The sequence below is a fragment of the Novosphingobium sp. NFX11 genome (genome assembly GCF_057376415.1).
In genome coordinates, this window is the sequence record NZ_CP080384.1 from 2212745 (window position 1) to 2237997 (window position 25253).

Sequence of the window (25253 nt, forward strand, 5' to 3'; positions counted from 1 at the left end):
ACTTGTCGGATGCACTGGTGCTATCCCATATGGGGATGGTGACAAGCCCTGCCCAAGCCCGCTCCGCCCTTTCCGGCACTCCTTCCCCCGCTTCCGACGACACTATTCTGGCCCGCGACCTGCGCCTGACGCTGGGTTCCGGGGACAGTGCGGTCGAAATCCTCAAGGGGATCGACCTTTCCGTGCCCCGGGGCCAGACGCTGGCGCTGCTCGGTCCTTCGGGATCGGGCAAGTCGTCGCTGATGGCGGTGCTCTGCGGGCTGGAGCGCGCCAGTTCGGGCACGCTGGAGGTCGCCGGACAGGACTTCGTGGGGATGGACGAGGACGCCCTTGCCCGGGCGCGGCGCGGCAGGATCGGCATCGTCCTCCAGGCGTTCCACCTGCTGCCGACGATGACCGCGCTGGAAAACGTCGCCACGCCGCTGGAACTCGCGGGAATGCCCGATGCCCGCGCGCGGGCCGAAGCGGAACTCACGGCGGTCGGGCTGGGCCATCGCCTGTCGCACTATCCCGCGCAGCTTTCCGGCGGCGAGCAGCAGCGCGTCGCCATCGCCCGCGCCCTCGCTCCCCGCCCGGCGCTGGTCTTCGCCGACGAGCCGACCGGCAACCTCGACGCCGCCACCGGCGCGGCAATAATCGACCTGCTTTTCGCCCGCCGGGCCGAGACCGGCGCGACCCTGCTCATCATCACTCACGACGAAAGCCTCGCCCACTGCTGCGAGCGCGTAGTGACCATCGGCGACGGCCAGATCGCCAGCGACATACGGGCAGGCGAACACCTTGGCTGACGCCCTCCCGTGGCGGACCGCCTGGACACTCGCCCGCCGTGACCTCTCGGCCCGGTTCAAGGGGCTGCGGCTGCTGCTCGTGTGCCTGTTCCTCGGCGTCGGCGCGATCGCCGCGATCGGGACGCTGACCGGCTCGATCGAGCGCGAACTGGGAACGCGGGGGCGCGAAATCCTTGGCGGCGACATCGAACTGAGGGTCTGGCAGCGCGCCTTCGGCAAGGACGAGGATGCGGCGCTCTCCCGCCTCGGCCGGGTTTCGCGCGGGCAACGCATGCAGGCCATCGCCACGAAGGGAGATGCCACCGCGCCCGTCGCGCTCAAGGCGGTGGACGGGAACTGGCCGCTCTACGGCCGCCTCGAACTGACCGACGGCCGCCGCGTCGGCGCCCCAGCCCCCGGCACGGCATGGATCGCCAAGGGCACCGCCGCCCGCCTCGGTGCCGGGAAGGGCCAGCGCATCGCCATCGGCGGCGTGCCAGTGATCGTGGGCGGCATCATCGCGACCGACCCCGAGCAGATGAGCGAGGGCTTCGCGCTGGGCGACACCGCCGTGGTGCCGCTCGACCTTCCCGCGAGCGCCGGGCTGACCGCGCCGGGCGCCATGTACCGCAGCGTCGTACGGGTGCGCTTCGCCGACCCCGCGCGCGATCCCGAAGCGGTGATCGACGCCCTCAAGTCCCGCTTCGGCGACGGCTTCGACACCCGCACCCGGCTGGCAGCCTCGCCTTCGACCGAGCGCTTCGTCACCCGCATGGGCGAGTTTCTCGTGCTGGTCGGGCTTGCCGCGCTGGTGATCGCCGGGATCGGCATCGGCGGCGGCGTCTCGTCCTATTTGGAGGCACGGCGCAGTTCGATCGCAACCCTGAAGGTGCTCGGCGCCACCAGCGGCGACATCGCGCGCATCTATCTCCTGCAGGTCGGCGCGGCCGCCCTGGTCGGCAGCCTGGCAGGGCTTGCCGCAGGCGTGCTCGTGACCCCGCTCCTCGCCTCGGCGCTGCAGAGCCTGCTGCCGGTCGAGCCCGGGTTCACCGTCTCCCCGCGGCGCTCGCGACGGCGGCGGCCTATGGCCTGCTGGTCGCGCTGATATTCTCCGCGCCGCCGCTGGTGCGGGCGCGCAGCTGGCCCGCGATGGCGCTGATGCGCGCCCGCGTGGCGCCGCTCACGGCCGACCGCAAGGCGCTCGCCCTGCCGGTCGGCCTCGGCCTTGCCGCCATCGTCGCGCTGGCGCTGCTCAACGCCGCGCAGCCGCTGGTGACGCTGGGCTTCCTCGGGGCCTCGGCCGCGATGCTCGGCCTGCTGGCGCTCGTCGGCCTCGGCATCCGCAAGCTCGCCGCCCGCCTGCCGAGACCGCGCGGGCCGATGCTGCGCGCGGGACTGGCGAACCTCCACCGCCCGGGCGCGCAGACCGGGGCGCTGGTCACGGCGCTCGGCTTCGGACTTTCCGCCTTCGTGCTGATCGCGGCTGTGCAGACGAGCCTCGACGCCAACATCCGCCGCACCGTGCCCGAGCGCGCGCCCGACTTCTTCGTGCTCGACGTGCCGAAGGACAAGGCCGATGCCTTCGCCGACGCGGTCGAGCGGACGATCCCCGGTTCCACCCTCAAGCTGGTGCCGAACATGCGCGGCCGCATCCTTGCCTATGGGCCGAAGGACCGGATGACCCGCGTGGCCAGCCTCGGCAAGGACCTGCCCGATGGCGCCTGGGCGCTGCGCGGGGAGCGCGGTCTGACCTACTCGGTCGGCGTGCCCGAGGGCAGCAGCGTCACCTCCGGCCAGTGGTGGCCCGAGTTCTACCGGGGCGAGCCGCTTGTCTCGGTCGATGAGAGGCTGGCCGAGGCGATCGGCCTGAAGGTCGGCGACTACGTGACCGTGGGCGTGCTGGGCGTCGAGAAGACCGCGCGCATCGCGGCGCTGCGCCGGATCGACTGGGACAGTCTGGGCTTCAACTACGTGCTGGTGTTCTCGCCCAATGCGCTGGCCGACGCCCCGCACAACCTCGCCGCGACGATCGAGGTGCCCAAGGGCGCGTCCACGGCGGGCCTGCTGCCCCGGCTGGTGCGCGCCTTCCCCTCGACCTCGGTGATCGAGACGGGGAGCCTGCTGCGCGATGCCCGCGCGCTGCTCGACCAGATGTCGGCGGCGATCCTCGCGGCATCCTCGGTTGCAGTGCTGGCGGGGCTCGCGGTGCTGCTGGGCGCTATCGCGGCGGCGCGGGCGAGCCGGACGTACGACACCGTGATCCTGCGCGTGCTGGGCGCCAGTCGCGGGCAGCTGCTCGCGGCGCAGATGGCGGAATACGGGCTGCTCGCCGTGGTGCTCGCCCTCGTCGCGTTGGGCGCGGGCAGCGCGATGGCTTGGGCGGTGATCGTCAAGCTGTTCGAGTTCGCCTGGCTGCCCGACTGGCCGCGCGTGCTGGCGGTTCTGGCCGCCGGGCTGCTGCTGATCCTCGGCTTCGCCCTAGCCGGAACGCTGCCGCTGCTGCGGGCGAAACCGGCAAGGGCGCTGCGCGAACTTTAGAAGCCGATCTCTACCCTCACCACTCATTGGTCATTCCCGCGAAGGCGGGAACCCATCTGCTGACGCTTCCTGTTCGCGATCATCAGATGGGTCCCCGCCTTCGCGGGGATGACGGGATTGGAAATCAGGCGAAGACCTCGCGGTTGTCGAACAGCACGCTGGGATCGCGCGTCTTGTAGACGAGCGTGCTGGCGACGATGTCGTGCAAGCCCTGCTTGCGCTCGGTGAAGGCGACCATGATGTAGCCGATGCACAGGATCAGGCTCGACAGGATCTTGGCGAAGTAGCGCCCGGTCGCACGCGCGAAAGTCAGCCGTTCGCCCCGCAGGTCGGTAACGACCACGCCGACGGCCAGCTTGCCGACGGTCGCCTGCAGCTTCGAGCTTTCCATGATCGCGAAGTAGAGCCAGTTGATCACCAGCGACGCGCCGATCATGCCGAACATCATCATCCCGAACGCCGCGTTCTCGCCCGCGCCCAGCCCCGTCAGCGGCAGCGCGAGGCCGACGCCGAAGATGCCGCCGATGATCGAAGTCGCGATCTGCAGGATGATCGCGTCAAGGATGTAGGCGAGCACGCGCCACCAGAAGCCACCATACGGAATCATGCATTCCCCCTTATTTTTGCGGCCTGCCCAGCCTGACAATGCGACGCAAGTTCACATTTAAATCGGGAAATTACAAAGACTTTCTGTTCCGCCTTCCGAAGCCGTAAAGAAAGAGGGGCGCAGGAGGCCGAGCCTCCCGCGCCCCTTTTCAGGTCCGCGTCCCGCTTCTCTTGCCGTACCTCCTCCCAGAGACGACACGGCGGGTACGCGCTTCACACGCTCCGGGCTTTATCATGCCGCATTTTCCGAGCCGCCGACCGCGCACGGCCGGCTTGAAAATGCTTCAAAACCGGTAGCGCGCCGCCACGCCGTAAGTGCGTGGCTGGTTCGGATAGCCCGAGATCGAGCCGGGCTGTGCCGGGCTGTCGAATATCTGCAGAATGGTGCGGTCGTTCAGCAGGTTGCGGCCCCAGACCGTCAGTTCCAGCCCGTTCGCCATCACGTAAGTCAGCGAGGCGTTCATGTCGTTGATGTCCTGCTTGAACTCCCGCGCGGCGGCGAGCGCTGCGGATACGTCGGTGACGTTGCCCGCGCTGTCGCGCACGACGAGGCCCGGCAGGCCCTCGACCAGACGGAACTGCGATTCGTAGTGATAGTCACCGCGCAGGATGATCCGGTCCCCGCGCGTTCCCACGGGCTGCACGAACTCGGCCGAGAACGTCGCCGAGAGCGGCGGGACGCCCGCCGGGGTCGTCCCCGAAAGGTCGCCGAAGGCCGAAAGCTGAAAAGTGTCGTACTTCGGGTTCAGGTACGTCCAGGCCATCGTCAGGGTCAGCTGGTCGATCGGCTTGGCCGAACCCTCGAACTCGATGCCGAACGCCGACTGCTTGCCCGCGTTCGCCAGAAAGAAGCCCGAGCCGGTGAAGATGTTCGACTGGAAGTTCTTGATCTCCTGCTTGAACACCGCGACGTTGGCCGAGACGATCCCCCAGTTGCCCTTGATCCCGGCCTCGTAGACCGTCGAATTCTCCGCATTGGCGAAGCGGCTGCCGGAGGTCAGATTGGTCACCGCCAGGCCCTGCGCGCGCAGTTCGACGAGGTCGGCAGGCGTCGGGCGGCTATCACGCGACAGGTTGATCGACGCCGCCTTGTAGCCGGTCGCCCAGGCCGCATAGAGGTTGACCGTGGGCGTCACGTCCCAGGCCACGCGCGCGGTGTAGCTGAAGTCGCCGTCGCTCACCCTGCCCGGCTCGACCGCGTTGGGCACGTTCATGAACTGCGGGAAATACTGCAGCGCGCGCAGCGGATTGAGCGGGTTTGCCGCCGGATTGTTGGCATTGCCGTTCGCGAAGCCGACCAGCTGCTGATAGATCGGCGCGGTCTGCGGGTTCGTCGCGAAGGCGAAGATCGCCGCCGGGTTGGTCGGGTCCACACCCACCGAACGCAGCGCCCCGCCAAGCAGCAGTTGCTGGCGGAACGCCGAATAGCGCGGATCGTCGAAATTGATCGACGAGAACACGTCATCCGACGTCGTGTTGGTGGCGAAGCGCTTCTTGTCGTGCGTGTAGTTGAGACCGCCGGTCACCGTCAGTCCCGGCGCCACCTCGAAGTCGAGCTGGCCGAAGATGGACCACGCCTCGTTCTTCAGCTTGTAGGCCTCGGTCAGGCCGGTGCCGGAAGCGAAGAACTGCCCGGCGTACTTGGCCGGATTGCCTTCGTAGGCGCCGAAGGCCGTCTCCAGCGCAGGCACGCTGAGCGCCCCGCCCGACAGGCTCTGGACGAGGAGGTTGGCGTAAGGCCGCGCATCGTCGCCCCAGAACACCTCGTTGTTCTGGTCGATCTTCTCGTTGAAATAGTAGCCGCCGATGAGGCCGGTGATCTTCTCGCCCACCTCGAAGTTGGCGCGCAGTTCCTGCGTGAAGGTCTTGATCCGCAGGTCCTGCCAGTTGCGGCCCAGCAGGTCGGCGCTGGAGAAGTCCGAATCCTGGTTGGTGAGCGCATTGGTGCGGCGGTACGAGGTGATCGAGGTCAGCTTGGTGGCGCCCAGATCATAGTCCAGCTGGCCCGAAACGCCCCAGTTCTCGATTCTATTGGACGATCTGAAGTTGTTGTAGACGAAGTTGTCGTACTTCTCGCCCGGCTGGTTGACCGCCCCGCCCAGCGCGAAGATCGCCGCCGTGGGGGTCGCCTGGCGCAGGTTGACCACCGCGCAGCAGTTCTCGTCGATCTTGCCGTAATCGCCGATCAGCCGCAGTTCGAGGCCGTCATGGTTGTCGAACAGCAGCTGCCCGCGCCCGAACCAGCGATCACGCTCGTTGGTGCGCTCGCCGGTGGCAAGGTCCCTGACGATGCCGTCGCGCTTGTTGAGCCCGCCCGCGAGGCTGAATGCGACGTTCTCGCTTAGCGGCCCGGTTACCGTGCCCTTGACGACTACGGCGTCGTAGTTGCCGTAGCTGGCCTCGACATTGCCGCCGAACTGGAACTGCGGCTTCTTGGTAACAATCGAGATCACGCCCGCCGAGGCATTCTTGCCGAACAGCGTGGACTGCGGCCCACGCAGCACCTCGATGCGCTCCACATCGGGGAAGTCCGCGATCATCGAGGCCGAGCGCGAGCGGTAGACGCCGTCGATGAACAGGCCCACCGAAGGCTCGATACCCGCGTTGTTGGCGCCGTTACCGAAGCCGCGGATATAGAAGTTGGTATTGGCGCTCGACTGCAACTGGTTGACGCGCAGCGACGGCACCAAAGTCTGCAAGTCCTTGAGATCGCGCATCTGCGCGCGTTCCAGCGTCGCTCCGCTGGTCACCGAGACGGCGACTGGCACGTCCTGCAGCGTCTGCTCGCGCTTGGTCGCGGTGACGATGATGGTATCGGTGTACTGCTCGTCGGCCGCCTGAGGCGCCGCATCCTGCGCCAGAGCCGCCGGCGCCCACAGTACCGCGGAAGCCCCCGCCAGCAGCGCGGACTTGTGCGCCATGATCCTGCGTTCGTTGAAGATGCGCGTACCCCGCGCGCAGATGCCCGCCAAAACACCCTTCATCGGATCCCCTGTCCCTTCCTGCACGACTGCCCGCGTCGTGGTGCGCAAAGCTGGTCGCAATTGGTAAGAGGGGCAGCTTATGTCGTTCTACGAGCGCTCACAATCGGGACCTGTGCATAGCTGCGGACATTCTGCACCATTGTTGTACTATCGACACAGGATGTGACGAAGTATGTCGGGCGCCATTACCCCCAGCAGTCTGCCTCATCTCACTGCGCTTGCCGAAATGCCCGCCATCGGCTAAGGGCGCGGCAATTTTGCGGTGCAGCACACGATGGCTGCCCGCCTCCGGCCCTCGTACAGAGAGAACAACAATGTCCGCCCCGCTTCCCTTGCGCAATATCGCGATCATTGCGCACGTCGACCATGGCAAGACCACCCTTGTCGACCAGCTGTTTCGCCAGTCCGGCACGTTCCGTGACAACCAGCGCATCGAAGAGCGCGCGATGGACAGCAACGACCTCGAAAAGGAGCGCGGCATCACCATTCTGGCGAAGCCGACCTCGATCGAGTGGAACGGCTATCGCATCAACATCGTCGACACGCCCGGACACGCCGACTTCGGCGCCGAAGTGGAGCGCATCCTCTCGATGGTGGACGGCGTCGTCCTGCTGGTGGACTCGTCGGAAGGCGCGATGCCGCAGACCAAGTTCGTCACCGGCAAGGCGCTGGGCCTCGGCCTGAAGCCGATCGTCGTCGTCAACAAGATCGACCGTCCCGACGGCCGCCACGCCGAAGTGCTGGACGAAGTGTTCGACCTCTTCGTCAGCCTCGACGCCAACGACGAGCAGCTGGACTTCCCGACCCTCTACGCTTCGGGCCGCAACGGCTACGCCAGCTACGATGCGGACCGCCGCGAAGGCGACCTGACCCCGCTGTTCGAGAAGATCGTCGAGCACGTCCCCGCGCCGAACCTCGACGTCGACGCGCCGTTCTCGTTCCTCGCCACCCTGCTTGACCGCGACAACTTCATGGGCCGCGTCCTGACCGGCCGCGTCCAGTCGGGCACGCTGAAGGTCAACGACCCGATCCGCGCCATCGACATGGACGGCAAGGTCGTCGAAGTGGGCCGCGCCACCAAGGTGCTCTCGTTCCGTGGCCTCGACCGCGTGCCCGTGGAAGAAGCCCGCGCCGGTGACATCATCGCGCTCGCCGGTCTCGAAAAGGCGACCGTGTCGAACACCATCGCCGATCCTTCGGTCACCGAGGCGATCCAGGCGCAGCCGATCGATCCGCCGACCCTGGCGATGCGCTTCGCCGTCAACGACTCGCCGCTCGCGGGCCGTGAAGGCGACAAGGTCACCAGCCGCATGATCCGCGACCGCCTGATGCGTGAAGCGGAAACCAACGTCGCCATCCGCGTCACCGAGTCGGCCGACAAGGACAGCTTCGAAGTCGCCGGTCGCGGCGAACTCCAGCTGGGCGTCGTGATCGAAACCATGCGCCGCGAAGGCTTCGAACTGGGCATCAGCCGTCCGCGCGTGCTGTTCGGCACCGACGAAAAGGGCGGCCGCACCGAGCCTTACGAAACCGTCGTGATCGACGTGGACGACGAGCACTCGGGCACGGTCGTCGAGAAGATGCAGCGCCGCAAGGCAGAGCTGACCGACATGCGTCCGTCGGGCTCGGGCAAGACCCGCATCACCTTCTCGGCCCCTTCGCGCGGCCTGATCGGCTACCACGGCGAGTTCCTTTCGGACACGCGCGGCACCGGCATCATGAACCGCCTGTTCGAGAAGTACGACGCCCACAAGGGTCCGATCGAGGGCCGCCAGAACGGCGTGCTGATCTCGAACTGCACCGGTGAAGCGGTCGGCTACGCGCTGAACTCGCTCGAAGATCGCGGCGTGCTGTTCATCAAGCCCCAGGAAAAGATCTACGAGGGCATGCTGATCGGCGAGAACGCCAAGACCGACGACCTCGAAGTGAACCCGATGAAGTCGAAGCAGCTGACGAACTTCCGTTCGACCGGCAAGGACGACGCCATCCGCCTCACCCCGCCGCGCGTGATGACGCTGGAGCAGGCGATCGCCTACATCGACGACGACGAGATGGTCGAAGTCACCCCGCAGTCGATCCGCCTGCGCAAGGTCCACTTGGACCCGAACGAGCGCAAGAAGCAGAGCCGCAAGAAGGAAAACGCCTGATTTTGCCCTCCCCTGTGGTCGGGCTTTGAAAAGAGCGATCGCGGGGGATGCATTACCGGTTGAATGAAAGGTCGGGGCGCCGAAGGGCGCTTTCCGGCCTTTCGTGTTTTTGAAGCAGGGGGCATGACTGCAATGACGAGTTCCAACGCACCCTCGCCCACCCCGCACGGGCACGGCGAGGATATCTACGCGATGTTCGTGGGCACGATCCATCTGGCGGTCGGGCTCGTGCTGCTGCGCGCGGCAGGGCTCGCGACAGGCGGTGTGGCGGGTGTCGCGCTGGTGCTGAGTTATGCAACGGGATGGCCGGTGGGCCTGCTCTATGCGCTGATCTCGGCGCCGCTGATGGCGATCACCTTGCGCTCGATGAGCTGGCGGTTCCTGATAAAGACCGCCGTGGTGACGCTCGGCCTGTTCGCGATGACCGCCCTGGCCCCGATGGGCATCGACATCGCCCGGGTGAGCGACCCGGTTGCAGCGGTCGTCGGCGGCAGCGTCATCGGCATGGGCGCGCTCGCCCTCGCCCGCCATGGGGCCGCAACGGGCGGCTCGGGAGCGCTGGTGCTATGGCTTTATCGCACGCGTGGATGGAATGCCGGCCGCACCCAGCTCATCATCGACGGTACGGTGCTGCTGTTCGCCGCCTCACGGCTCGATGCGGTGCGCATGGCCTGGTCGCTGCTGGGCGTCGCGGCGACGGCGGGCATCCTCTGGGCCTGGCACCGCCCGGGCCGCTATACCGGATACTGAAAGAGGGCCGGCCCTGCCCGGCCGGCCCTCCCCGTTTGCCCCACAAGGCCGAGTGATCAGAACGCCGCGGACAGCGAGAACACCACGGTCGAGCCGGAGATCTGCGAACCGTTCTTGGAGGAGGAGAAGTTCGGCTTCAGGTAAGCCGATTCCGCCTTCGAGATGTCGGTATCGATGTAAGCCACGCCCAGCACGACCGGGCCGACCGCGAGGTCCGCGCCGAGCATCCAGTCGAGATAGCTGCCCGTCGGCGCCACGCTGGTGCCGTTGGGGCCAAGGCCGGAGTTGCCGTTCGAATAGCCCAGGTGTGCCTTCAGGGTCAGCGGCGTGTTGGGAATGCCGGTGCTGGCATCGCCCCAGAGGTAGAAGTTGTCCGACTTGGCGCCGGGTGCATCGGGAATGCCGGTCGCGTAGGAATCGGCGTCCAGATACCAGCGACCGAGCGCTTCCTGCTTGGGCGCATAGGCCGCGCCGACGAGCAGGTTCGCCGGGCCGACCGAGCCCGAAACCTTGACGTAGGGTTCAGCAAAATCGGTGATGTCCGAGCCGCCCGGGTACATGTACCAGGTCACGCCGACGTCCACCTTCACGCCCGGCGTCACTTCGGCCGCGAAACCGCCGTAGATGTCGAGTTCGGTGTTCGAGCCGCCGAAAGTGCCCCAGCCCGAAAGGTTCGAACCCCAGGTGCCGACGTAGAGCCCGCTTTCATGCGTAACCGAGACGCCGCCCTGCACCGCGAGTTCCTTGTCGGACTGCGACACACCGCGAAAACGGTAGTCGGTGACGAGCCCGACGCTGCCCGCGATGGTGAATTCGCTGGGGGCTTCCTCCTGCGCCATCGCTGGAGTCGCAGCAAACGCGGCTGCGAGGCCGGCGACGCCGGCAAAGAGACGAAACTTCATAGTCGGAACACCCTCATGTTACTGTTGTAGCATGTTCCGTCCTGCGGCCTGCAAGCCGGGCTCCGCTGCGTGGCGAGCCCGTTTCATGCCGGCAGGTTCATGGATATGGCGCCGACCTGTCTCTATTCTTGCGTTATCGTAACGAACTGTTGCTGAATTCTGCAGCGCAACAAGTGTGGTTGCGTAGCAACACAAGCACGCCGTCACGATATTGCCGAGTATCTATGCAGGCCAATTCGCTCTGCGATCAGAAAACGGCACCGTCCAAAGAAAGCGGGCGGAAACGCTTACGCGCTCCGCCCGTAGGTTAGAGGGCCGGGTGTGAGGGTTCCCGGCCCGCCAGGTGTTCGATCAGATCGTCAGCTGGCCAGCGGCAGCGGGCGCAGGATGGCATCGGGACCGGTGATCCGGTCACGCTGGCCACCCTGGCGGCGGCGGCTGATCCATTCCGACAGCGTTTCCGCCGTGGTGTGGTCCATCGCCTTGACCAAGCCGAGGTCGAGGTGGACCGGACGGTTCGCCGGCTGCTTCTCCAGCACCGCGTTTAGGCGGGTGAGCCCGACGAAGGTGGCCGCACCGTTCAGTTCCACGCGGGTCGCTTCACCCTCGTCATGCTCCGCAACCTTGAGCCGCAGGTGCTTGTAATGCGGCAGCAGCTCGACGACCGAGAGCGCCAGGCCGACGAGCACGCCGGTCAGCAGGTCGGTGGTCACTACCAGCACGAAGGTCGCGGCCCAGATCGCTGCGGGCAGCGGGCCATGCGCCTTGAACAGGTGCGTGACGTGCTTGAGGCTGACGAGCTTCCAGCCGGTGACGACCAGAACGCCGCCGAGCGCGGCCATCGGCACTTCGCGCAGCAGCCAGGGCAGCAGCGCGACGAAACCGAGGATCCACACGCCATGGAAGATCGTCGAAAGGCGGGTCTTTGCACCTGCCTGCACGTTCGCCGAGGAGCGCACGATCACGCCCGTCATCGGCAATGCGCCGAAGACGCCGCACAGGAAGTTGCCGATGCCCTGCGCGCGCAGTTCCTTGTCGTAGTGGGTACGCACGCCGTCATGCATGCGATCGACGGCAGCCGCCGAGAGCAGCGTTTCGGCGCTGGCGATGAAGGCGATGGCGACGGCTGCGACGAGCAGCGCGGGCTGGCTCAGCGGCGCGAACCAGGCGGCGCTGGTCGGCAGACTGAAAGCCGAGGCGATCGAGGCAGGCACCTCGATGCGGGCGACGTCCAAGCCCATGCCCCAGGCAACCGCCGTGGCGGAAACCACGCCGAGCAGCGCGCCGGGAACCAGACCCATCGACTTGGGACGCAGCTTTTCCCACGCAAGCATGACGGTGATCGTCAGCACGCCGATCAGCAGCGCCATTTCGGTTGCAGCCGCATTGGTGAAATCGAGGCCAAAGACGCGCGCGGGCATCGCCGCGAGGTTCTGGAGGCCGCTCGACAGCGGCTTGGCGTCGAACAGGATGTGGAACTGGCCGATGACGATCAGCGCGCCGATACCCGCCAGCATCCCGTGAACGACAGCCGGGCTGATCGCGCGGAACAGCCCGCCGAGCCTGAGCGCACCGGCAATCAGCTGGAGCACGCCTGCCAGAAGCAGGACCGGGCCAAGCGCCTCGAGTCCGTTCTCGCGAACGAACTCGAAGACGATGACCGCAAGGCCGGCCGCCGGGCCGCTGACCTGCAGCGGCGAACCCGCCAGCAGGCCGACGACCACGCCGCCGATGATGCCGGTGACGAGGCCCCTTTCAGGCGGCACGCCCGAAGCGATGGCGATGCCCATGCACAGCGGCATGGCGACCAGGAACACGACGATCGACGCCGTGAAATCGCGGCCGAAGTGGGAGAAGAGGCCTTGGCGGCCGTCTCCCACGCCAGAGGAAACCGAGGTCATTCTGCCGCTTCTGCGTATTCGGTGGCAAAACGGCTGCGGGCGGCGAGAGCAACCGGCAGGTCACGGTCTTCGCGCAGCGGCACGAACTCGCCGGTGTCGCCGTTGAGGCCAAGGACCTGACCGGCGTGAATATCGACCATCCAGCCATGCAGCGTGATCTCGCCGCGCGCGATGCCCGCAGCAACGGCCGGATGCGTGCGCAAGTGGCTGATCTGGGCGATGATGTTCTCCAGCGTGATCGCGCGGACGCGGTCCTTGCCCTGAAGGTCGGAATGGCAGGCGCTGACGATATTCTCGGCCGCGGCGCCGTGCTTGAGCCAGGCGGCGACGTTCGGCATCGCCTCGAGGCCGGTGGGATCGGAAAGCGCCTTCATCGCGCCGCAGTCCGAGTGGCCGCAGACGATGATGTCGCGCACGCCGAGCGCCATGACCGCATATTCGACGGTCGAGGTAACGCCGCCGTTGAGCGTCGCGTAAGGCGGCACGATGTTTCCGGCGTTGCGGCAGACAAACAGATCGCCGGGCTCGGCCTGCATGATCTGCTCGGGCACGATGCGCGAATCGGCGCACGAGATCATCAGCGCCTTGGGCGACTGGCCGTGCGTGGTCAGCTTGCCGAACAGCTCGCTGCTGGCGGGGAAGAGGGTCTTCTCGAAGTTGAAGACGCGACCGATCAGTTCGTTCACTGGAACACCTTTCTTTTATCCACTGCCGTCAGCGCACGCACTGCGGCTCACTGTGGAAAGCTAGGTGCCGCGCTTGTCGCTGAGCGTGCGCGAACGTTACGAAAGTTTGCTGCGATGCAGCGTGTGTGAACTCCGGGTCAGTCCGCACCCATGGGCAGGCGGATGGTCGCCCGCAGTCCGCCTTCGGGCCGGTTGCGCAAGTCCAGCGTGCCGTTTTCCGTGCGCACGGCCTTGCGCACGATCGGCAGGCCGAGGCCCATTCCGGCGGTGTCCCGCGCCCGCGCCGTGTCGAGGCGGACGAAAGGCTGGAGCGCGTCGGTGATGCGATCGTCGGGGATGCCGGGCCCGTCATCGTCGACGGTGATCTCCACCGCTCCTCCGTCCCGGCGCACGCTGACGCGAACATTGCCGCCGTAATGCAGCGCGTTCTCGATGAGGTTCGACAAGGCGCGGCGGATCGGGACGGGGCGCACTTTGACTTCGAGGCTGGACACGCCGGAATAGGTCGCGTCGGCGCCATGATCGGCAGCGGTATCGACCAGTGTTTCGGCCATGACCGCGATGTCGATGCGCTCCGCCGGGATCGAGCGGCCGTCGCTGTCGACATAAGCCTGGATCGAATCGAGCAGCATGCGCATCTCGTCGATGTCGTGGTTCAGGCCGTCGCGCACTTCGGGATCGACGCTCTCGTCGTCGAGCCGCAGCCTCATGCGCGCGAGCGGGGTCTTGAGATCATGTCCGATCGCCAGCATCGTCTGGGTGCGATCCACCAGCGACTGGTGGATGCGTTCCTGCATCTCGTTCAGTGCGCGGATCAGTTCGCGCAGCTCGTCCGGTCCGCGTTCGGGCACCGGACGCGGCGGACCGGAGCCGAGATGGCGGGTCGCGCCGATCAGGGTGCGCAGGGGCTTGAGCGTGGTGCGTACCAGCACCCAGGCAAGCGCGAAGAGCAGCAGCGTGGGCAGCACCAGCCCGGCGATCCGGCCCAGCGTCAGCTTCCACGCCGACTTCGCATGCGTATGGAACTTCACGAGGCTGTTGTCGGAAAGCCGGATCGAACCGCCGATGTTCCCCTTGCCCGGCAGTTCCTCGAGGTGAAGCTCGAGATCGGCCATGGCGAGTTCGGGCTGAAGGGCGACGACCTGCGCGCGCAGGTTGGTCAGCCCTAGGCTACCGCGGCGGCGGGTGCCGGGCGCGAACCAGTGCAGCTGGAAGCGGTCGGTACTGAGGACGTGGGCGATCTGGTCGCGCTCGCCCGCCTCGGCATGTTCCATCGTCCGGCGCGCGAGGACGAGGTTCTCGGCGATGCGCTCGGCATCGTCGCGCCGCAGCATGAAGGAATCGACACGCTCGAACAGGAAGGAGTTCGCCACGAAGTCGATAATGACGACGACCAGCAGCACCGCGAGCAGCCGCTCGGGCAGGCCCATCCGCCTGAACAGGGCGACGAACCTGCCTGCCATCAGGTGCGGATCACTTCCGCCTTGAACATGTAGCCGACGCCGCGAACGGTGACGATCGGAGATTCGGAGCCCTCGGCCTGCAGCTTGCGGCGCAGGCGGCTGACGAGCACGTCGATCGAGCGATCCGAACTGTCGCCGATGCGCGAGCGCGAAAGCTCCATCAGGCGTTCACGCCCGAGCACTCGCTGCGGGTATCCCAGAAAAGTGGAGAGCAGATCGAACTCGGCACCGGTCAGATCGACGATCGCACCGCTGGGTGAGCGCAGTTCGCGCCGCGCCATCGAGACTTCCCAGCCGTCGAACCGGATCGAATCGGCGGACCGCATCTCTGGCACCGGCTCGCTGGTCGAATCGAGCCCGCCACCGCGACGCAGGACGGCGCTGACGCGCGCAGCCAGTTCGCGGGTGCTGAACGGCTTGGCGAGGTAATCGTCGGCGCCCAGCTCAAGGCCGAGCACGCGGTCTTCCTCGCTGCCGCGCGCGCTGACGAAGATGATCGGCACGTCGCTTTCGCGGCGCAGGCGGCGGAACAGGTCGAAGCCGCTGGTGCCCGGCAGCATGATGTCGAGCACGACCAGGCTGACCGTCGCCTCGCGCAGGGTCACCCACATCTCCGCGCCGGTGGCGGCGGTGAGCACGTTGAAACCGCTCTGGCGCAACGCTCGCGCGGTCAGGGTGCGCAACGCGCCATCGTCCTCGACGAGCAGAATGGTGGAAGGGGTTGTCATAGTCTCGTGCGGGTGTCTGTAGCGGGGGCGACCGTCATCGTGCTGGTTGTCTCTGCTGTCTATAGGCAACCGGCGCGGTCAGGCAAACCGCGCCGGTCGGAAATTGTCCTGCCGCGCTCTTTCGCGCAGCAAATCTGCACAAAAGGCCAAGGCGGCGGATGCGTCAGTCCTTGGTTACGGCCGCATCGGCGACTGCCAGAACCGGACGCTCTGCCTGCTCGGCCTGGACGACGGCGTGACGGCAGGCGCGGCCCTTGGACGGGTCAGGATGGCAGACGGTCGGAGCCGAAGCCTTGCCCTGCGCGCGCGCCACGATGGTCGGATTGCCCTTCGAGGCGGCGACGCTGTCACCGGCATAGGCAGTAGCGAGCGATGCCGAAGCGGGCGTGGAAAGCGAAACAAGGGCAAGAAGAGCGGCGGAAATCATTGGTATTCTCCAATCTGGCAATGCAATGACGCCAGATTGGGGAGCCCGCGTGTCACGTTTCGGGCGGACGCGTGACGAAACATGTCTGGAACCGCTTCATCTGCAGCCCCGCATCGCCCCATGTACCGCTACGCATACAATTGCGTAAAATCGTGAATGGATTCTGCCAGATCCGCTTCGATCCGGTTCAGGAGCCGGGGCTTATACCAAACTTCACACGGGGACAACGGCTTCCTTGATCCGCCACCCCGAACAAGGAGTTGAAGCCATGACCATTTTCAAGAAGACCGCGCTGGCCGTCGGCCTCGCCGCCACCGCTCTTGCCACTACGACGCCGGCGATGGCGCGCGACTGGCACCGGGGCGGCGACAACACCGCCGCCGTCGCCATCGGCGCGGGCATTCTGGGCCTTGCCGTCGGCGCCATCGCCGCCTCGTCCAGCCGCGACCACGACCGTTACGACAATGCCCGCTACGACGACCGCTACTACGGTTCGAGCTGGTCCTATCGCGACGGCTACTACTGGAATGGCGACGGCAACCGCTACTCGCGCGGCGACTACGATCGCTACAACCGGGATCACCGCGACGATCAGCGCCGCGGCTACTACGGCGACCGGGGTGACTGGCGCCGCGGTTACTGATCGATCGAATACCAGCGAAGCCGGGTGACGCCCCTTTCGGCCCCTCCCCGACTTCGCGAGACGCCCGGCCCCTCCTCCTCGGCCGGGCGTCTTCGCATGTGCCGTTAGAGCGAGATCGACTTTAACCGTATCATTGTCATTCCCGCGAAGGCGGGAACCCATCTCCTGACGGCGCCTGCTGTATGAGCGTCAGATGGGTTCCCGCCTTCGCGGGGATCACGAACGGTGTTTTAGTCGAACACGATCACGCCCTGGCGCACGGCTCGCCGCACGCCCGATACACCTCGCGACAAATTCACTTCCGGTTCAGTCCATCCGGCCCATGTTTCCAGCGTGCCCACCGCTACCGCCGTTACCCGGTCGGCCCGGAAAGGGAGACGTCACGTCATGAATATAAAGTTGAAATCCTTCGGGAAAAAACTCGCGCTGGGGGCCGCACTCGCCGCCTCGGTGCTGGTGACCACATCGCCAGCCCAGGCGCGAGACCGCTACTACGGGCGCGGTGACGACACCGCCGCCATCGCCATCGGTGCCGGCGTGATCGGCCTTGCCCTCGGCGCAGCAATCGCCGACCGCGGTGATCGGAACTACTACGATCGCGGCTACTGGGGCTCGCGTCGTTACGTCACCGTGCGCGATCGCCCCGGGTATTACTACTACTACGATGGCTCCCCCAATCGCTACTATCGCGATCGCTATTACGACCGGTACTATTCGCCGTGGTCGCGTGATCGCTGGCGCGACGGCGGCAACCGCTGGGATCGCGGACGCGACTGGCGCCGGGATCGGCACTACGATCGCCGCGACCATTGGGGCCGTCGTGACGATCGCCGCTGGGACCGCCGTGACGGCCGTTGGGATCGCCGCGATGACCGCCGAGACGATCGCCGCTGGCGTAACCGCGATTATCGTCGCTAAAACATAGCCGCGATGCATTTCGGGGAAGGCTGCCCGGTCGATGGCAATCCCTTTGTCCCCGATGCATCCCGGCATGAAATCCATCGGGGAGCGCCCTGTCATCCACCCTCGCCAAGCGCGGCCGGGGCGGCTATGGGGCGCTCCATCATGGACACCGCTGACCTGCGCATCGCCCTGTTCTCGGGCAACTACAACTACGTCCGCGACGGCGCCAACCAGGCGCTCAATCGTCTCGTCGGCTATCTCCTGCGCCAGGGCGCGCAAGTGCGCGTCTATGCGCCCACGGTGGCCGAGCCCGCGTTCGAGCCGACCGGCGACCTCGTCAGCGTGCGTTCCTTCGCGATTCCCGGACGTCCGGAATACCGCGTTCCGTTCTCGATCTCGGGCAAGGCCCGCCGCGACCTCGCGAAGTTCGCGCCGAATGTGGTGCACGTCTCTTCGCCCGACCCGGTCGGCCACCAGGCGGTGATCTGGGCACGCAACCGGACCATTCCGGTGCTGTCCTCGGTCCATACCCGGTTCGAAACCTACCTGCGCTACTACAACATGGCCTGGGGCGAGCCGGTGGTCGAGGCGATCCTGCGCCGCTTCTATCGCCGCTGCAACGCCCTTGTCGCGCCTTCGGAAAGCATGGCTCAGCTCCTGCGCGAGCAGCGCATGAACTACGACGTCTCGATCTGGTCGCGCGGCGTCGATCACGAGATCTTCAACCCCGGCCGCCGCGACCTCGAATGGCGCCGCAGCCACGGCATCGCCGACCATGAAGTCGCCATCGGCTTCCTCGGCCGACTGGTGATGGAAAAGGGGCTCGACGTATTCTCGGACACGCTCGACGAACTGCGCCGCAAGGGCATCGCCCACAAGGTTCTGGTGATCGGCCAGGGGCCTGCGCGCGACTGGTTCGAGGAACGTCTTCCCGGGGCCGCATTCGTCGGCTTCCAGGGCGGCGCCGACCTCGGCCGGGCAGTCGCCTCGATGGACGTGCTGTTCAACCCCTCGGTCACCGAGACTTTCGGCAACGTCACGCTCGAGGCGATGGCCTGCGGGCTGCCCGTCGTCGCAGCGGCCGCCACCGGCAGCCAGAGCCTCGTCGACGACCGCGTCTCGGGCCGCCTGATCCCGCCCGGCGCCGTGCACCAGTTCGCCGAAGCGCTGAAAGGCTATATCGAGGATACCGAACTGCGGCGCACCCATGGCGCCGCCGGTGTCGCGCGTGCCGGCGAGTTCAGCTGGGACCGCATAAACCAGGCCGTCGCCGATACCTACGTGCGCCTGATCCGCCAGAAGGCGCGCGCCTGAGCACATAGCAACAAGACGCGGCGGTGGTGGCTACCCGCCGCGCCTTGCGCTTCTCCCCTTCCCTCGGCTCTGCGCGAAGGCCCAGCCGACCTTCGCGCGCGTTCTCCCTGCGTCTTCTCTTTTATACCGTCATGCGACCTTGCGCTGCAGACGGACCAGCGCGCGGTCGATCTCGGCCCGGGCACCATCCCCGATCTCGCCGGTGACCACCCGGTAGACGATCCGCCCGTTCTCCAGCGAATAGGCCACCGTCGCCATGCCGTCGTTGAAACTGGCAAGGTAGAGCGCGGGCTTGCGCTGTAGCAGGGCGAGATCGTCCGCTCGGGGAACCAGGCTGTCGCGCATGTAGTACGCACCGGTCATCGCATCCGCCTCGACGGACACTTCAGCAGCGTGACCGGTTCCGGTCATCGCCATTGCTGACGGGAAAGCCATTGCCGACAGGGCAAACCCTACCTGCAATGCTGTCAGGAATCGCTTCATGACAACTATCCTCTTCCGGTGCGGCACCGTCGTCGCGGGCCGTCATCTCACAAGCCGAGAGGTACCATGCGCACCCACCGCGACAAAGCGAACAATCCTCAAGAAGCTTAGGATTTCTGCGCTTTTTGCGGTGCGCAACGATTGGTGTACCGCATGGTATCACGGGCATCAGCCCTGCTTTCGGCGGGATGTGAGGGCGCCGCGCCCCTGCCCGGTGCCAAGGCGTAAAAGGCTCTTCCAGGAAGCATCGCCCGGGCGTAGCCTCGTGCTGCAACGCGAGGCTCGCCAAACCCGTTGCGGCATCGTCACGCGGCAGACTTTCGGAACCTGTACAGAGCCCCGGCGTTGCAGCCAGCGCCACTTCGGCCCGCCAGCAGTAGCATCAGCACCAGGGGAACCTCGACATGACCACCAATACCGCTTCCGCCCGTTATGTCGGTCTCGGCAAGGACGGCAAGGGCTCGATCACCACGCGCTCCGGCGTGTTGTCAGACCAGCCCTACGGCTTCGGCACCCGCTTCGAAGGCCAGCCCGGCACCAACCCCGAGGAACTGATCGCCGCCGCGCACGCCGCCTGCTTCACCATGGCGACCAGCTTCGCGCTCGCCCGCGCAGGGCACGCCGAAGGCACCCTCGACACCCAGTGCACGGTCACGCTCGACAAGGACGGCGACGGCTTCTCCGTCACCAAGTCGGCCCTGACTCTCACCGCGTCCATCCCCGGCATCACGCCCGAGGACTTCGCCAGCATCGCCGACGAAGCAAAGGCCGGCTGCCCGATCTCCAAGCTGCTGAATTGCGAGATCACGCTCGAAAAGTCGCTCGGCGACTAATTACTGCCCGTGCGCGGGCTGCGGTCGGTCCAGCCGCAGCCCTGCCGCGTTTCCTCGCCGATCTGCAATGTGATAGTAAAGGGATAGCGCGTATCCGACATGCCGTCGCTGCAGGCCGACGGCGTGACCGCCAGCGTCGCCGCACCGCCCGACAGCTTTCCGCTGAACGAAACCCCGCCGCGACCGGCGAAGCGGGTGACCGGGACTGTTTCGCCTTCGGCATTATCCGGGGTTGTATACGTCAGGCGCGAAGACTCGACCTGCCCGCCCCAGAACGGCTCCGTACCGACGAAGTGCACGGTCTCCGTGACGGCAATGCCGTTCCACGGCCGATGATCGGCAGGATCACCGGGCAACCCGTCCGAAGCGGAATGACATGCTGCAACTGCGAAAATGGCCAGCAGTGCGCTCGCCCGGTACGGTCTGATGCTCGACATGAGTTGCACGGTACGCCTCTCCCGGCCGGCGGGCAAACTTTCGCATGCGATCTGATAGGCCGCCGGTGTGATTCGGCTGATTCCCTGACCCGACGATGATAAATTTGCGGTCATGCTTGTTTTTTCTTCGCGCCTGGAAACGCCGATTTGCTTAAAAATCAGGCACATTGTTTGATGGTTGCAAAACTTGCAACACCCGGTTCGGGTATTGAAATTGCACTCCCGTTCAACATCCGCTTTTGCTGCAGCGCACAAGATAAACGTCGCCCGAGGCGATCCAGCCTCATCCAGAATCTAAGGATTTTGCCATGTTCAAGACTGTTCTCGCCTCTGCCGCCGTTGCTCTCCTCGCCGTTCCCGCCGTCGCCCAGGCCGACGACAGCCGCGAGTTCTCGCACGAAGGCGTCAACTACAACTACACCACTGCCCAGAAGGGCAAGGTGACCGTGATCGACGGCGCGACCTCGGCGGGCATCCCCTTCCGCCTTTACGTCAAGGGCGGCCGCGTGACCGGCACCTACAACAGCCGTTACGTCTCGTTCACGACCGCCGAAGCCGCCAAGCTGCACCTCGGCGAGTAATCGAGCTACCGATCGGGCATACTGATCGCGCGCTCGCGCTTCTTCCGGGCAGTCCTCCTCTCCCAACGCCCGGGTAGCCGCTGAGCGCCGAACCAGGCGCCGTCCCCTCCGTGCGGGACGGCGCCTTTTTCTTTGCGTTCAGCAGGCCGACAGCTGCGACGGGATACCCCGCCATCATGCAAGACAGCCGCGGCCCGAACCGATGAGTGGAGCCAAGTTCGCCCTGTTGCTGGTGGTCGGCGGTATCGCCGGCGCGGCCTTCGCCGTCATAACGACCGGCGCGATGCCGCGATTCTCCCAGCCCCAATCGCATCGCTCCGCCACTTTGGAAGACAACTCGCCTGCCGGGCGCTCGTGGCTGGACGAGGGCCTGTCCGCCCTCAATTCTCCTGCCTGGCCCTTCGGTCGGGGCTCCGACGACGCCGGACCGCCGATGCCGCCCGAACCGCAGCAGGACTACGCGCCTTACGGTTACGGCCCGCCGGACGACTATGACGATGGTGCCTGGGAACGTCGCCAATACGGCAGCCATGCTCCCTATCAAGGCGAGGGCTACGCTGCGGAGGGTAGCCAGCCGGCACCCGACCGGTCACCGGCCCCATCACCGGCAGCCCCTCGTGCAGACGCCGCTGCCGACGCAGCAGCGCGCGCCGCCGATGCAGCTCAGGACGTACTGTCGGCCGAGAACACGCCCTGAGGGACAGAGGCCGACGGAAGGATTTGGATCAGGCCTGATCGTTCGCCGAAAGGCGGCGCAGGTTCTTGCGTACGGCGCGGCGATAGTGGTTCACCGTGCGGCGGCACACCGTCTCGGGATCGTGCCCGAACTGCCCGGTCGCCAGCGCCATGCCGACTTCCCAGCCCGCCCAGACCTTTTCGGTGACCATGCGGACCATCTCGTCGCCCGCCAGAGGATCGCCCCAGCCGATGCGGGCAGTGCGCAGCGCGATCACCGATCCGGCCTCGACCCAGAGCTTGCCGGTATCACGCAGCAGAGCTTCTCCGGCGACATCCTGCTTCATCGACACGTCCTTATGCCCCCGCCCGCACGCAAGGATTGCGCACGGTCCGGAGAGCCGGCTGCCAGGCATCGAACATCCTCGGGAATTGCCCGGAGCGCTCGACCGGCGCGCCGGGTTGCGGGCGGCTCCTTAATCGAACTCACCCGCCTTAGGAAACGATTTCATGCCATGCGTCACACCCCGTCACGAAAACGTCACGAAGATTTCGGCTTCGATTACCCATTCTCCCGCCACTTCGCGCCACTTGGCGGCGTAAGTGCCAGAGGCTCCGGGAATTTCCAAACCACCTTGCGTTCCGTACCAGCGTCCGTGCTCCATGGCGATCGGCTCGGCGGAAGAAATGGCCACGCTTTCGGACGTGCGAACATAGACCATCCGCCCGGAATGGCCGAACTCACGCCGCCAGACTTTCACTTGCGCCATCCGGCCCGCGATCACGGCGCTGTCGGTGCCGGTAACCATGACGCAGTCGCGCGCCAGCAGTGGCCCGATCGCCGCCGCATCACCGTCCGCAATGGCCCTGTTGAAGGCGGCTCGGCGGCTGCGGATCGCCAGTTCGCTCACGGCCTCACCGGAGCCGAAGGCTCTTTGCCCACGACGGTCACCCAGCGCCGGACGTTCCAGCGCTCGACCAAGCCCTCGGTCACATAAGGGTCGACCTCGGCGAAAGCCTCCGCAGCTTCCGGCCCCTCGCCGGCGAACAGCAGCATCGCCGTATCGAGCGGATCCTCGACCGCGCCGCCAAGCAACAGTTCGCCGCGCTCGGCCGCCTGCCATGCGAGGTCCAGATGCGCGGCGCGAAATTCGGCCCGGCGCTCGAGGTAACCGGGCGCGAGATGATAGATAAGCAGGTAGTGGTTCATCGCCCGACCATGCCCGGCGGCACGACCCGGGAAACCCCTCAGCCACAGCCTTCCACATAGGCCAGCACCGGCATCTCGCCGACATGGATCAGGCCGACCTTGCCGTCAGACTTGATCTCGAAGCGCAGCGCCGATTCTCCGGGGCGGGCATTGGGAGCGGTCAGGTACTTGGCGGGCGCCGCCTCGTACTTGTGCGGTTCCTCGCGGAAACCGGCGAACCACTTCTTCACGTCGCCCTCGGTCGCGCCGACGCCGATACCCTCGGCCAGCTTGACGGTGGAATTCGCGCCCAGCGTGATGCGGCGCACCTTGCCCTCGGTGACGATGGCATAGACACCGGGGTAGTCAGGCGAGCTGATCGCTGTGCAACTGTCGCTTTCCTGTGCGCCGCGTGACGCCCAGGAACTGCCCTTGGGTACCGGCTGACCGATCTTCAGGTCACCCAGCCCCTCCAGGCCAAGCACTTTAGGGTCGCTCGCGGGAGTGACGGCGGGCGCAGCCTCCGAAGGCGCGGCCTCGCCGGCCAGAGCCTCCTCGCTCGCGGAAGCGGTGACACTCGGCTCCTCCGGCCCGGACGAGCAGGCGGCGAGGGGCAACAGGACGAGAGCGGCGAGCGCGGCAATCCGTTTCATGATAGCCGAAACGGATCGCAATCGCTCAGGTTGCCGGGGCGATCGACAAAGATGCCAAGGGTAAGAAAATGCGAGGGTTATTACCCTCGCGCTCCCGGGACTGTCGGCGTCGCACCCTGCAGCATCCTCAGCGCCCGACTTTCTCGATCAGCTTCATTGCCGCAGCAGGCGCCCGCTCCTTCGCGCCATTGATGAAAAAGACAAATGCTTCGCGGCCTTGTCCGGTCCAGTCGCCGACACGCTTTGCCCATGTGTCGAGGTCTTCGTCCGGATAGCCCTGTTCCAGTTCGCTTTGCGCGTTCTGCAGGCGGGCGTAGACGAACGGAGCGCAGTCCGTCGCATCCAGCACTGCATATTTGGGCGAATCGGCCAGCACCACCGCTACCCCGGCCTTGCGGCACAAGTCGAAGAAGGCCGAATCGTCGAAACTCTCGTGCCTTGCCTCGATCGCGTGGCGCACCGTCAGGCCCTCGTGGCTGGCGGGCAGCAGGGCGAGGAAGGCGGCGATCTCGGCCGCATCGAACTTCTTGGTGGCGGCAAGCTGCCAGTTGATCGGGCCGAGCTTGTCGCCCAGTTCGACCAGCCCCTGCGCCATGAACCGCGCCACGCTCTCGCCCGCCTCGGACAAGTCCTTGCGGTTGGTGCAGTACCGGCTGCCCTTGAGCGCGAAGCGGAAGCCGCCGGGCACCGCGTCGCGCCACTTGGCAAAGCTGGCGGCACTTTGGCCGCGATAGAAGGTGGCGTTGATCTCGGTGCCGGTCAGGTGTTCGCCGACGTAGGCCAGTTCGCGCGACTGGGTGAGGCCCTTGGGATAGAACAGCCCGCGCCATGGTTCATAAGTCCAGCCGCCAATGCCGATGTGAACACTCATGATTTCTTCCGGGCGAGGCGTTTACGGTTTGCGGTGACCTTGCGGCGGTAATGGCGCACGGCCTTTCCGGCGGTCTTCGGAGATGCACTCGACGTCGCCAGCATCATGCCCACTTCGGCGGCGGCCCTGACCTTTTCCGAGACCATCAGCGCGTTCTCGCGGTCGCTGCCCTTGCCGGTCATCATGTCGCTGGTGCGCATGCCCATGACCATGAGCGATTCCGCCCAGAGCCAGTAGCTGTCGTGGGCGAGTTTCATCCAGTCGGTGGTCGGGTTGCGCATGCGTGGCCCTCCTTGGGAAGAGGCAGCGTAGCACCGGCGCTCGATGCTGCGAAGGCGGCATGCTGCTGGTCAAACGCGCGTCGCGCTGCCAAGGGCGCGAGGCATCAGGAGAAATAGGTCATGGCAGACGACGACGAGGATTATGTCTACGACGAGGACAGCGGTGAATGGCTGCCCGCCTCGGAACTGACGGCGAAGCGCGCGGCGGCCGATGCCGTGGAAGTCCGCGACGCGGTCGGCAATGTGCTCGCCGACGGCGATTCGGTGACGCTGATCAAGGACCTCGACGTCAAGGGCGCAGGCCAGACGCTGAAGCGCGGGACGGTGATCCCCGCGATCCGCCTGACCGGTGACGCGCAGGAAATCGATTGCCGCTACCCCGGCATCAAAGGCCTCGTCCTGCGCGCGGAGTTCGTGCGCAAGCGGTGAGCCGTGCCTCCCCACTCCTCCGTCATTCCCGCGAAGGCGGGAACCCATCTCCTGACGTTTCA

The 25253-nt window shown here is 66.2% G+C and carries 26 protein-coding genes and 1 pseudogene; 11 read left to right on the forward strand and 16 right to left on the reverse strand.

The features are described from left to right. Nucleotides 1-29 precede the first annotated feature (29 nt). Both KZO24_RS11280 and KZO24_RS11285 read left to right on the forward strand, forming a co-directional pair. On the forward strand, nt 30-788 hold the full coding sequence (locus KZO24_RS11280) for an ABC transporter ATP-binding protein (protein ID WP_211149782.1): 759 nt from the start codon (nt 30-32) through the stop codon (nt 786-788). Then, nucleotides 781-3305 (forward strand): annotated as a pseudogene (locus KZO24_RS11285) (ABC transporter permease). Before KZO24_RS11280 ends, KZO24_RS11285 begins: the two are co-directional and overlap by 8 nt. Nucleotides 3306-3429: 124 nt before the next feature. Here KZO24_RS11285 and KZO24_RS11290 read toward each other — a convergent pair. Both KZO24_RS11290 and KZO24_RS11295 read right to left on the reverse strand, forming a co-directional pair. Then, nucleotides 3430-3912: an RDD family protein gene (locus KZO24_RS11290; RefSeq protein ID WP_008832133.1), complete on the reverse strand. Its 483-nt coding sequence runs from the start codon at nt 3910-3912 to the stop codon at nt 3430-3432. Nucleotides 3913-4195: 283 nt separating this feature from the next. After that, nucleotides 4196-6895, reverse strand: a complete 2700-nt coding sequence (locus KZO24_RS11295) for a TonB-dependent receptor (RefSeq protein WP_486486221.1) — start codon at nt 6893-6895, stop codon at nt 4196-4198. Between the two features lie 314 nt (nt 6896-7209). On the opposite strand from KZO24_RS11295, the gene typA reads away from it, so the two are divergent. Together typA and KZO24_RS11305 are read left to right on the forward strand one after the other, a co-directional pair. Further along, nucleotides 7210-9042 carry a translational GTPase TypA gene (typA, locus tag KZO24_RS11300; RefSeq protein ID WP_271181931.1) on the forward strand — a complete coding sequence of 611 codons (1833 nt, stop codon included), beginning with the start codon at nt 7210-7212 and terminating at the stop codon, nt 9040-9042. A 123-nt stretch (nt 9043-9165) separates the two neighbouring features. Next, nucleotides 9166-9792, forward strand: coding sequence for a YitT family protein (locus KZO24_RS11305; RefSeq protein ID WP_271181932.1), 627 nt, complete (start codon nt 9166-9168; stop codon nt 9790-9792). Nucleotides 9793-9848: 56 nt separating this feature from the next. On the opposite strand, the gene KZO24_RS11310 is transcribed toward KZO24_RS11305, so the two are convergent. The 6 genes from KZO24_RS11310 to KZO24_RS11335 all read right to left on the reverse strand — a co-directional run bounded on the left by KZO24_RS11310 (nt 9849) and on the right by KZO24_RS11335 (nt 15899). Beyond that, nucleotides 9849-10694 (reverse strand): TorF family putative porin, encoded by an 846-nt coding sequence (locus tag KZO24_RS11310; RefSeq protein WP_008832138.1) that lies wholly within the window; start codon nt 10692-10694, stop codon nt 9849-9851. Between the two features lie 359 nt (nt 10695-11053). After that, nucleotides 11054-12595: a SulP family inorganic anion transporter gene (locus KZO24_RS11315; protein ID WP_008832139.1), complete on the reverse strand. Its 1542-nt coding sequence runs from the start codon at nt 12593-12595 to the stop codon at nt 11054-11056. Further along, nucleotides 12592-13281: a carbonic anhydrase gene (locus tag KZO24_RS11320; RefSeq protein ID WP_008832140.1), complete on the reverse strand. Its 690-nt coding sequence runs from the start codon at nt 13279-13281 to the stop codon at nt 12592-12594. Before KZO24_RS11320 ends, KZO24_RS11315 begins: the two co-directional genes overlap by 4 nt. 137 nt (nt 13282-13418) lie before the next feature. After that, nucleotides 13419-14744, reverse strand: coding sequence for an ATP-binding protein (locus KZO24_RS11325; protein ID WP_271181933.1), 1326 nt, complete (start codon nt 14742-14744; stop codon nt 13419-13421). Then, nucleotides 14744-15472, reverse strand: a complete 729-nt coding sequence (locus KZO24_RS11330) for a response regulator transcription factor (protein ID WP_008832142.1) — start codon at nt 15470-15472, stop codon at nt 14744-14746. The genes KZO24_RS11325 and KZO24_RS11330 overlap by 1 nt, the downstream gene beginning before the upstream one ends. Before the next feature lie 163 nt (nt 15473-15635). After that, nucleotides 15636-15899: a hypothetical protein gene (locus KZO24_RS11335; RefSeq protein ID WP_271181934.1), complete on the reverse strand. Its 264-nt coding sequence runs from the start codon at nt 15897-15899 to the stop codon at nt 15636-15638. A 268-nt stretch (nt 15900-16167) separates the two neighbouring features. On the opposite strand from KZO24_RS11335, the gene KZO24_RS11340 reads away from it, so the two are divergent. From KZO24_RS11340 to KZO24_RS11350, 3 genes are all read left to right on the forward strand, one after another. After that, on the forward strand, nt 16168-16542 hold the full coding sequence (locus tag KZO24_RS11340) for a hypothetical protein (protein ID WP_008832144.1): 375 nt from the start codon (nt 16168-16170) through the stop codon (nt 16540-16542). A 387-nt stretch (nt 16543-16929) separates the two neighbouring features. Next, nucleotides 16930-17460, forward strand: coding sequence for a hypothetical protein (locus tag KZO24_RS11345; RefSeq protein WP_271181935.1), 531 nt, complete (start codon nt 16930-16932; stop codon nt 17458-17460). Nucleotides 17461-17607: 147 nt separating this feature from the next. After that, complete coding sequence (locus KZO24_RS11350; RefSeq protein ID WP_486486222.1) at nt 17608-18759, forward strand: glycosyltransferase family 4 protein; 1152 nt, start codon at nt 17608-17610, stop codon at nt 18757-18759. Between the two features lie 129 nt (nt 18760-18888). Here KZO24_RS11350 and KZO24_RS11355 read toward each other — a convergent pair whose 3' ends face one another. Then, on the reverse strand, nt 18889-19242 hold the full coding sequence (locus tag KZO24_RS11355) for a hypothetical protein (protein WP_008832147.1): 354 nt from the start codon (nt 19240-19242) through the stop codon (nt 18889-18891). A gap of 404 nt (nt 19243-19646) precedes the next feature. Here KZO24_RS11355 and KZO24_RS11360 point away from each other — a divergent pair, with 404 nt between their 5' ends. Further along, nucleotides 19647-20075: an OsmC family protein gene (locus KZO24_RS11360; protein WP_008832148.1), complete on the forward strand. Its 429-nt coding sequence runs from the start codon at nt 19647-19649 to the stop codon at nt 20073-20075. On the opposite strand, the gene KZO24_RS11365 is transcribed toward KZO24_RS11360, so the two are convergent. After that, nucleotides 20072-20680, reverse strand: a complete 609-nt coding sequence (locus KZO24_RS11365) for a COG3650 family protein (protein ID WP_486486223.1) — start codon at nt 20678-20680, stop codon at nt 20072-20074. The genes KZO24_RS11360 and KZO24_RS11365 overlap by 4 nt on opposite strands. Before the next feature lie 140 nt (nt 20681-20820). Here KZO24_RS11365 and KZO24_RS11370 point away from each other — a divergent pair, with 140 nt between their 5' ends. Both KZO24_RS11370 and KZO24_RS11375 read left to right on the forward strand, forming a co-directional pair. Next, entirely contained in the window at nt 20821-21093 is a 273-nt protein-coding gene (locus KZO24_RS11370) for a hypothetical protein (protein ID WP_036529531.1), read from the forward strand. A gap of 202 nt (nt 21094-21295) precedes the next feature. Further along, nucleotides 21296-21790, forward strand: a complete 495-nt coding sequence (locus KZO24_RS11375; protein ID WP_271181939.1) for a hypothetical protein — start codon at nt 21296-21298, stop codon at nt 21788-21790. Between the two features lie 28 nt (nt 21791-21818). On the opposite strand, the gene KZO24_RS11380 is transcribed toward KZO24_RS11375, so the two are convergent. The 6 genes from KZO24_RS11380 to KZO24_RS11405 form a co-directional block, all read right to left on the reverse strand. Further along, a complete protein-coding gene (locus KZO24_RS11380) occupies nt 21819-22115 on the reverse strand; it encodes a hypothetical protein (protein ID WP_036529573.1) in 297 nt (98 codons plus the stop codon). Between the two features lie 183 nt (nt 22116-22298). Then, nucleotides 22299-22679, reverse strand: coding sequence for a DUF4440 domain-containing protein (locus KZO24_RS11385; protein WP_271181940.1), 381 nt, complete (start codon nt 22677-22679; stop codon nt 22299-22301). Continuing rightward, a complete protein-coding gene (locus KZO24_RS11390) occupies nt 22676-22978 on the reverse strand; it encodes a YciI-like protein (RefSeq protein ID WP_271181941.1) in 303 nt (100 codons plus the stop codon). Before KZO24_RS11390 ends, KZO24_RS11385 begins: the two co-directional genes overlap by 4 nt. 38 nt (nt 22979-23016) lie before the next feature. Continuing rightward, nucleotides 23017-23610 (reverse strand): hypothetical protein, encoded by a 594-nt coding sequence (locus KZO24_RS11395; protein WP_211149765.1) that lies wholly within the window; start codon nt 23608-23610, stop codon nt 23017-23019. 127 nt (nt 23611-23737) lie between these two features. After that, a complete protein-coding gene (locus tag KZO24_RS11400) occupies nt 23738-24481 on the reverse strand; it encodes a DUF72 domain-containing protein (RefSeq protein WP_271181942.1) in 744 nt (247 codons plus the stop codon). Beyond that, nucleotides 24478-24762 (reverse strand): hypothetical protein, encoded by a 285-nt coding sequence (locus KZO24_RS11405; protein ID WP_008829356.1) that lies wholly within the window; start codon nt 24760-24762, stop codon nt 24478-24480. Before KZO24_RS11405 ends, KZO24_RS11400 begins: the two co-directional genes overlap by 4 nt. Before the next feature lie 120 nt (nt 24763-24882). On the opposite strand from KZO24_RS11405, the gene KZO24_RS11410 reads away from it, so the two are divergent. Next, entirely contained in the window at nt 24883-25191 is a 309-nt protein-coding gene (locus KZO24_RS11410; RefSeq protein ID WP_271181943.1) for an alkylphosphonate utilization protein, read from the forward strand. Nucleotides 25192-25253: the final 62 nt, after the last annotated feature.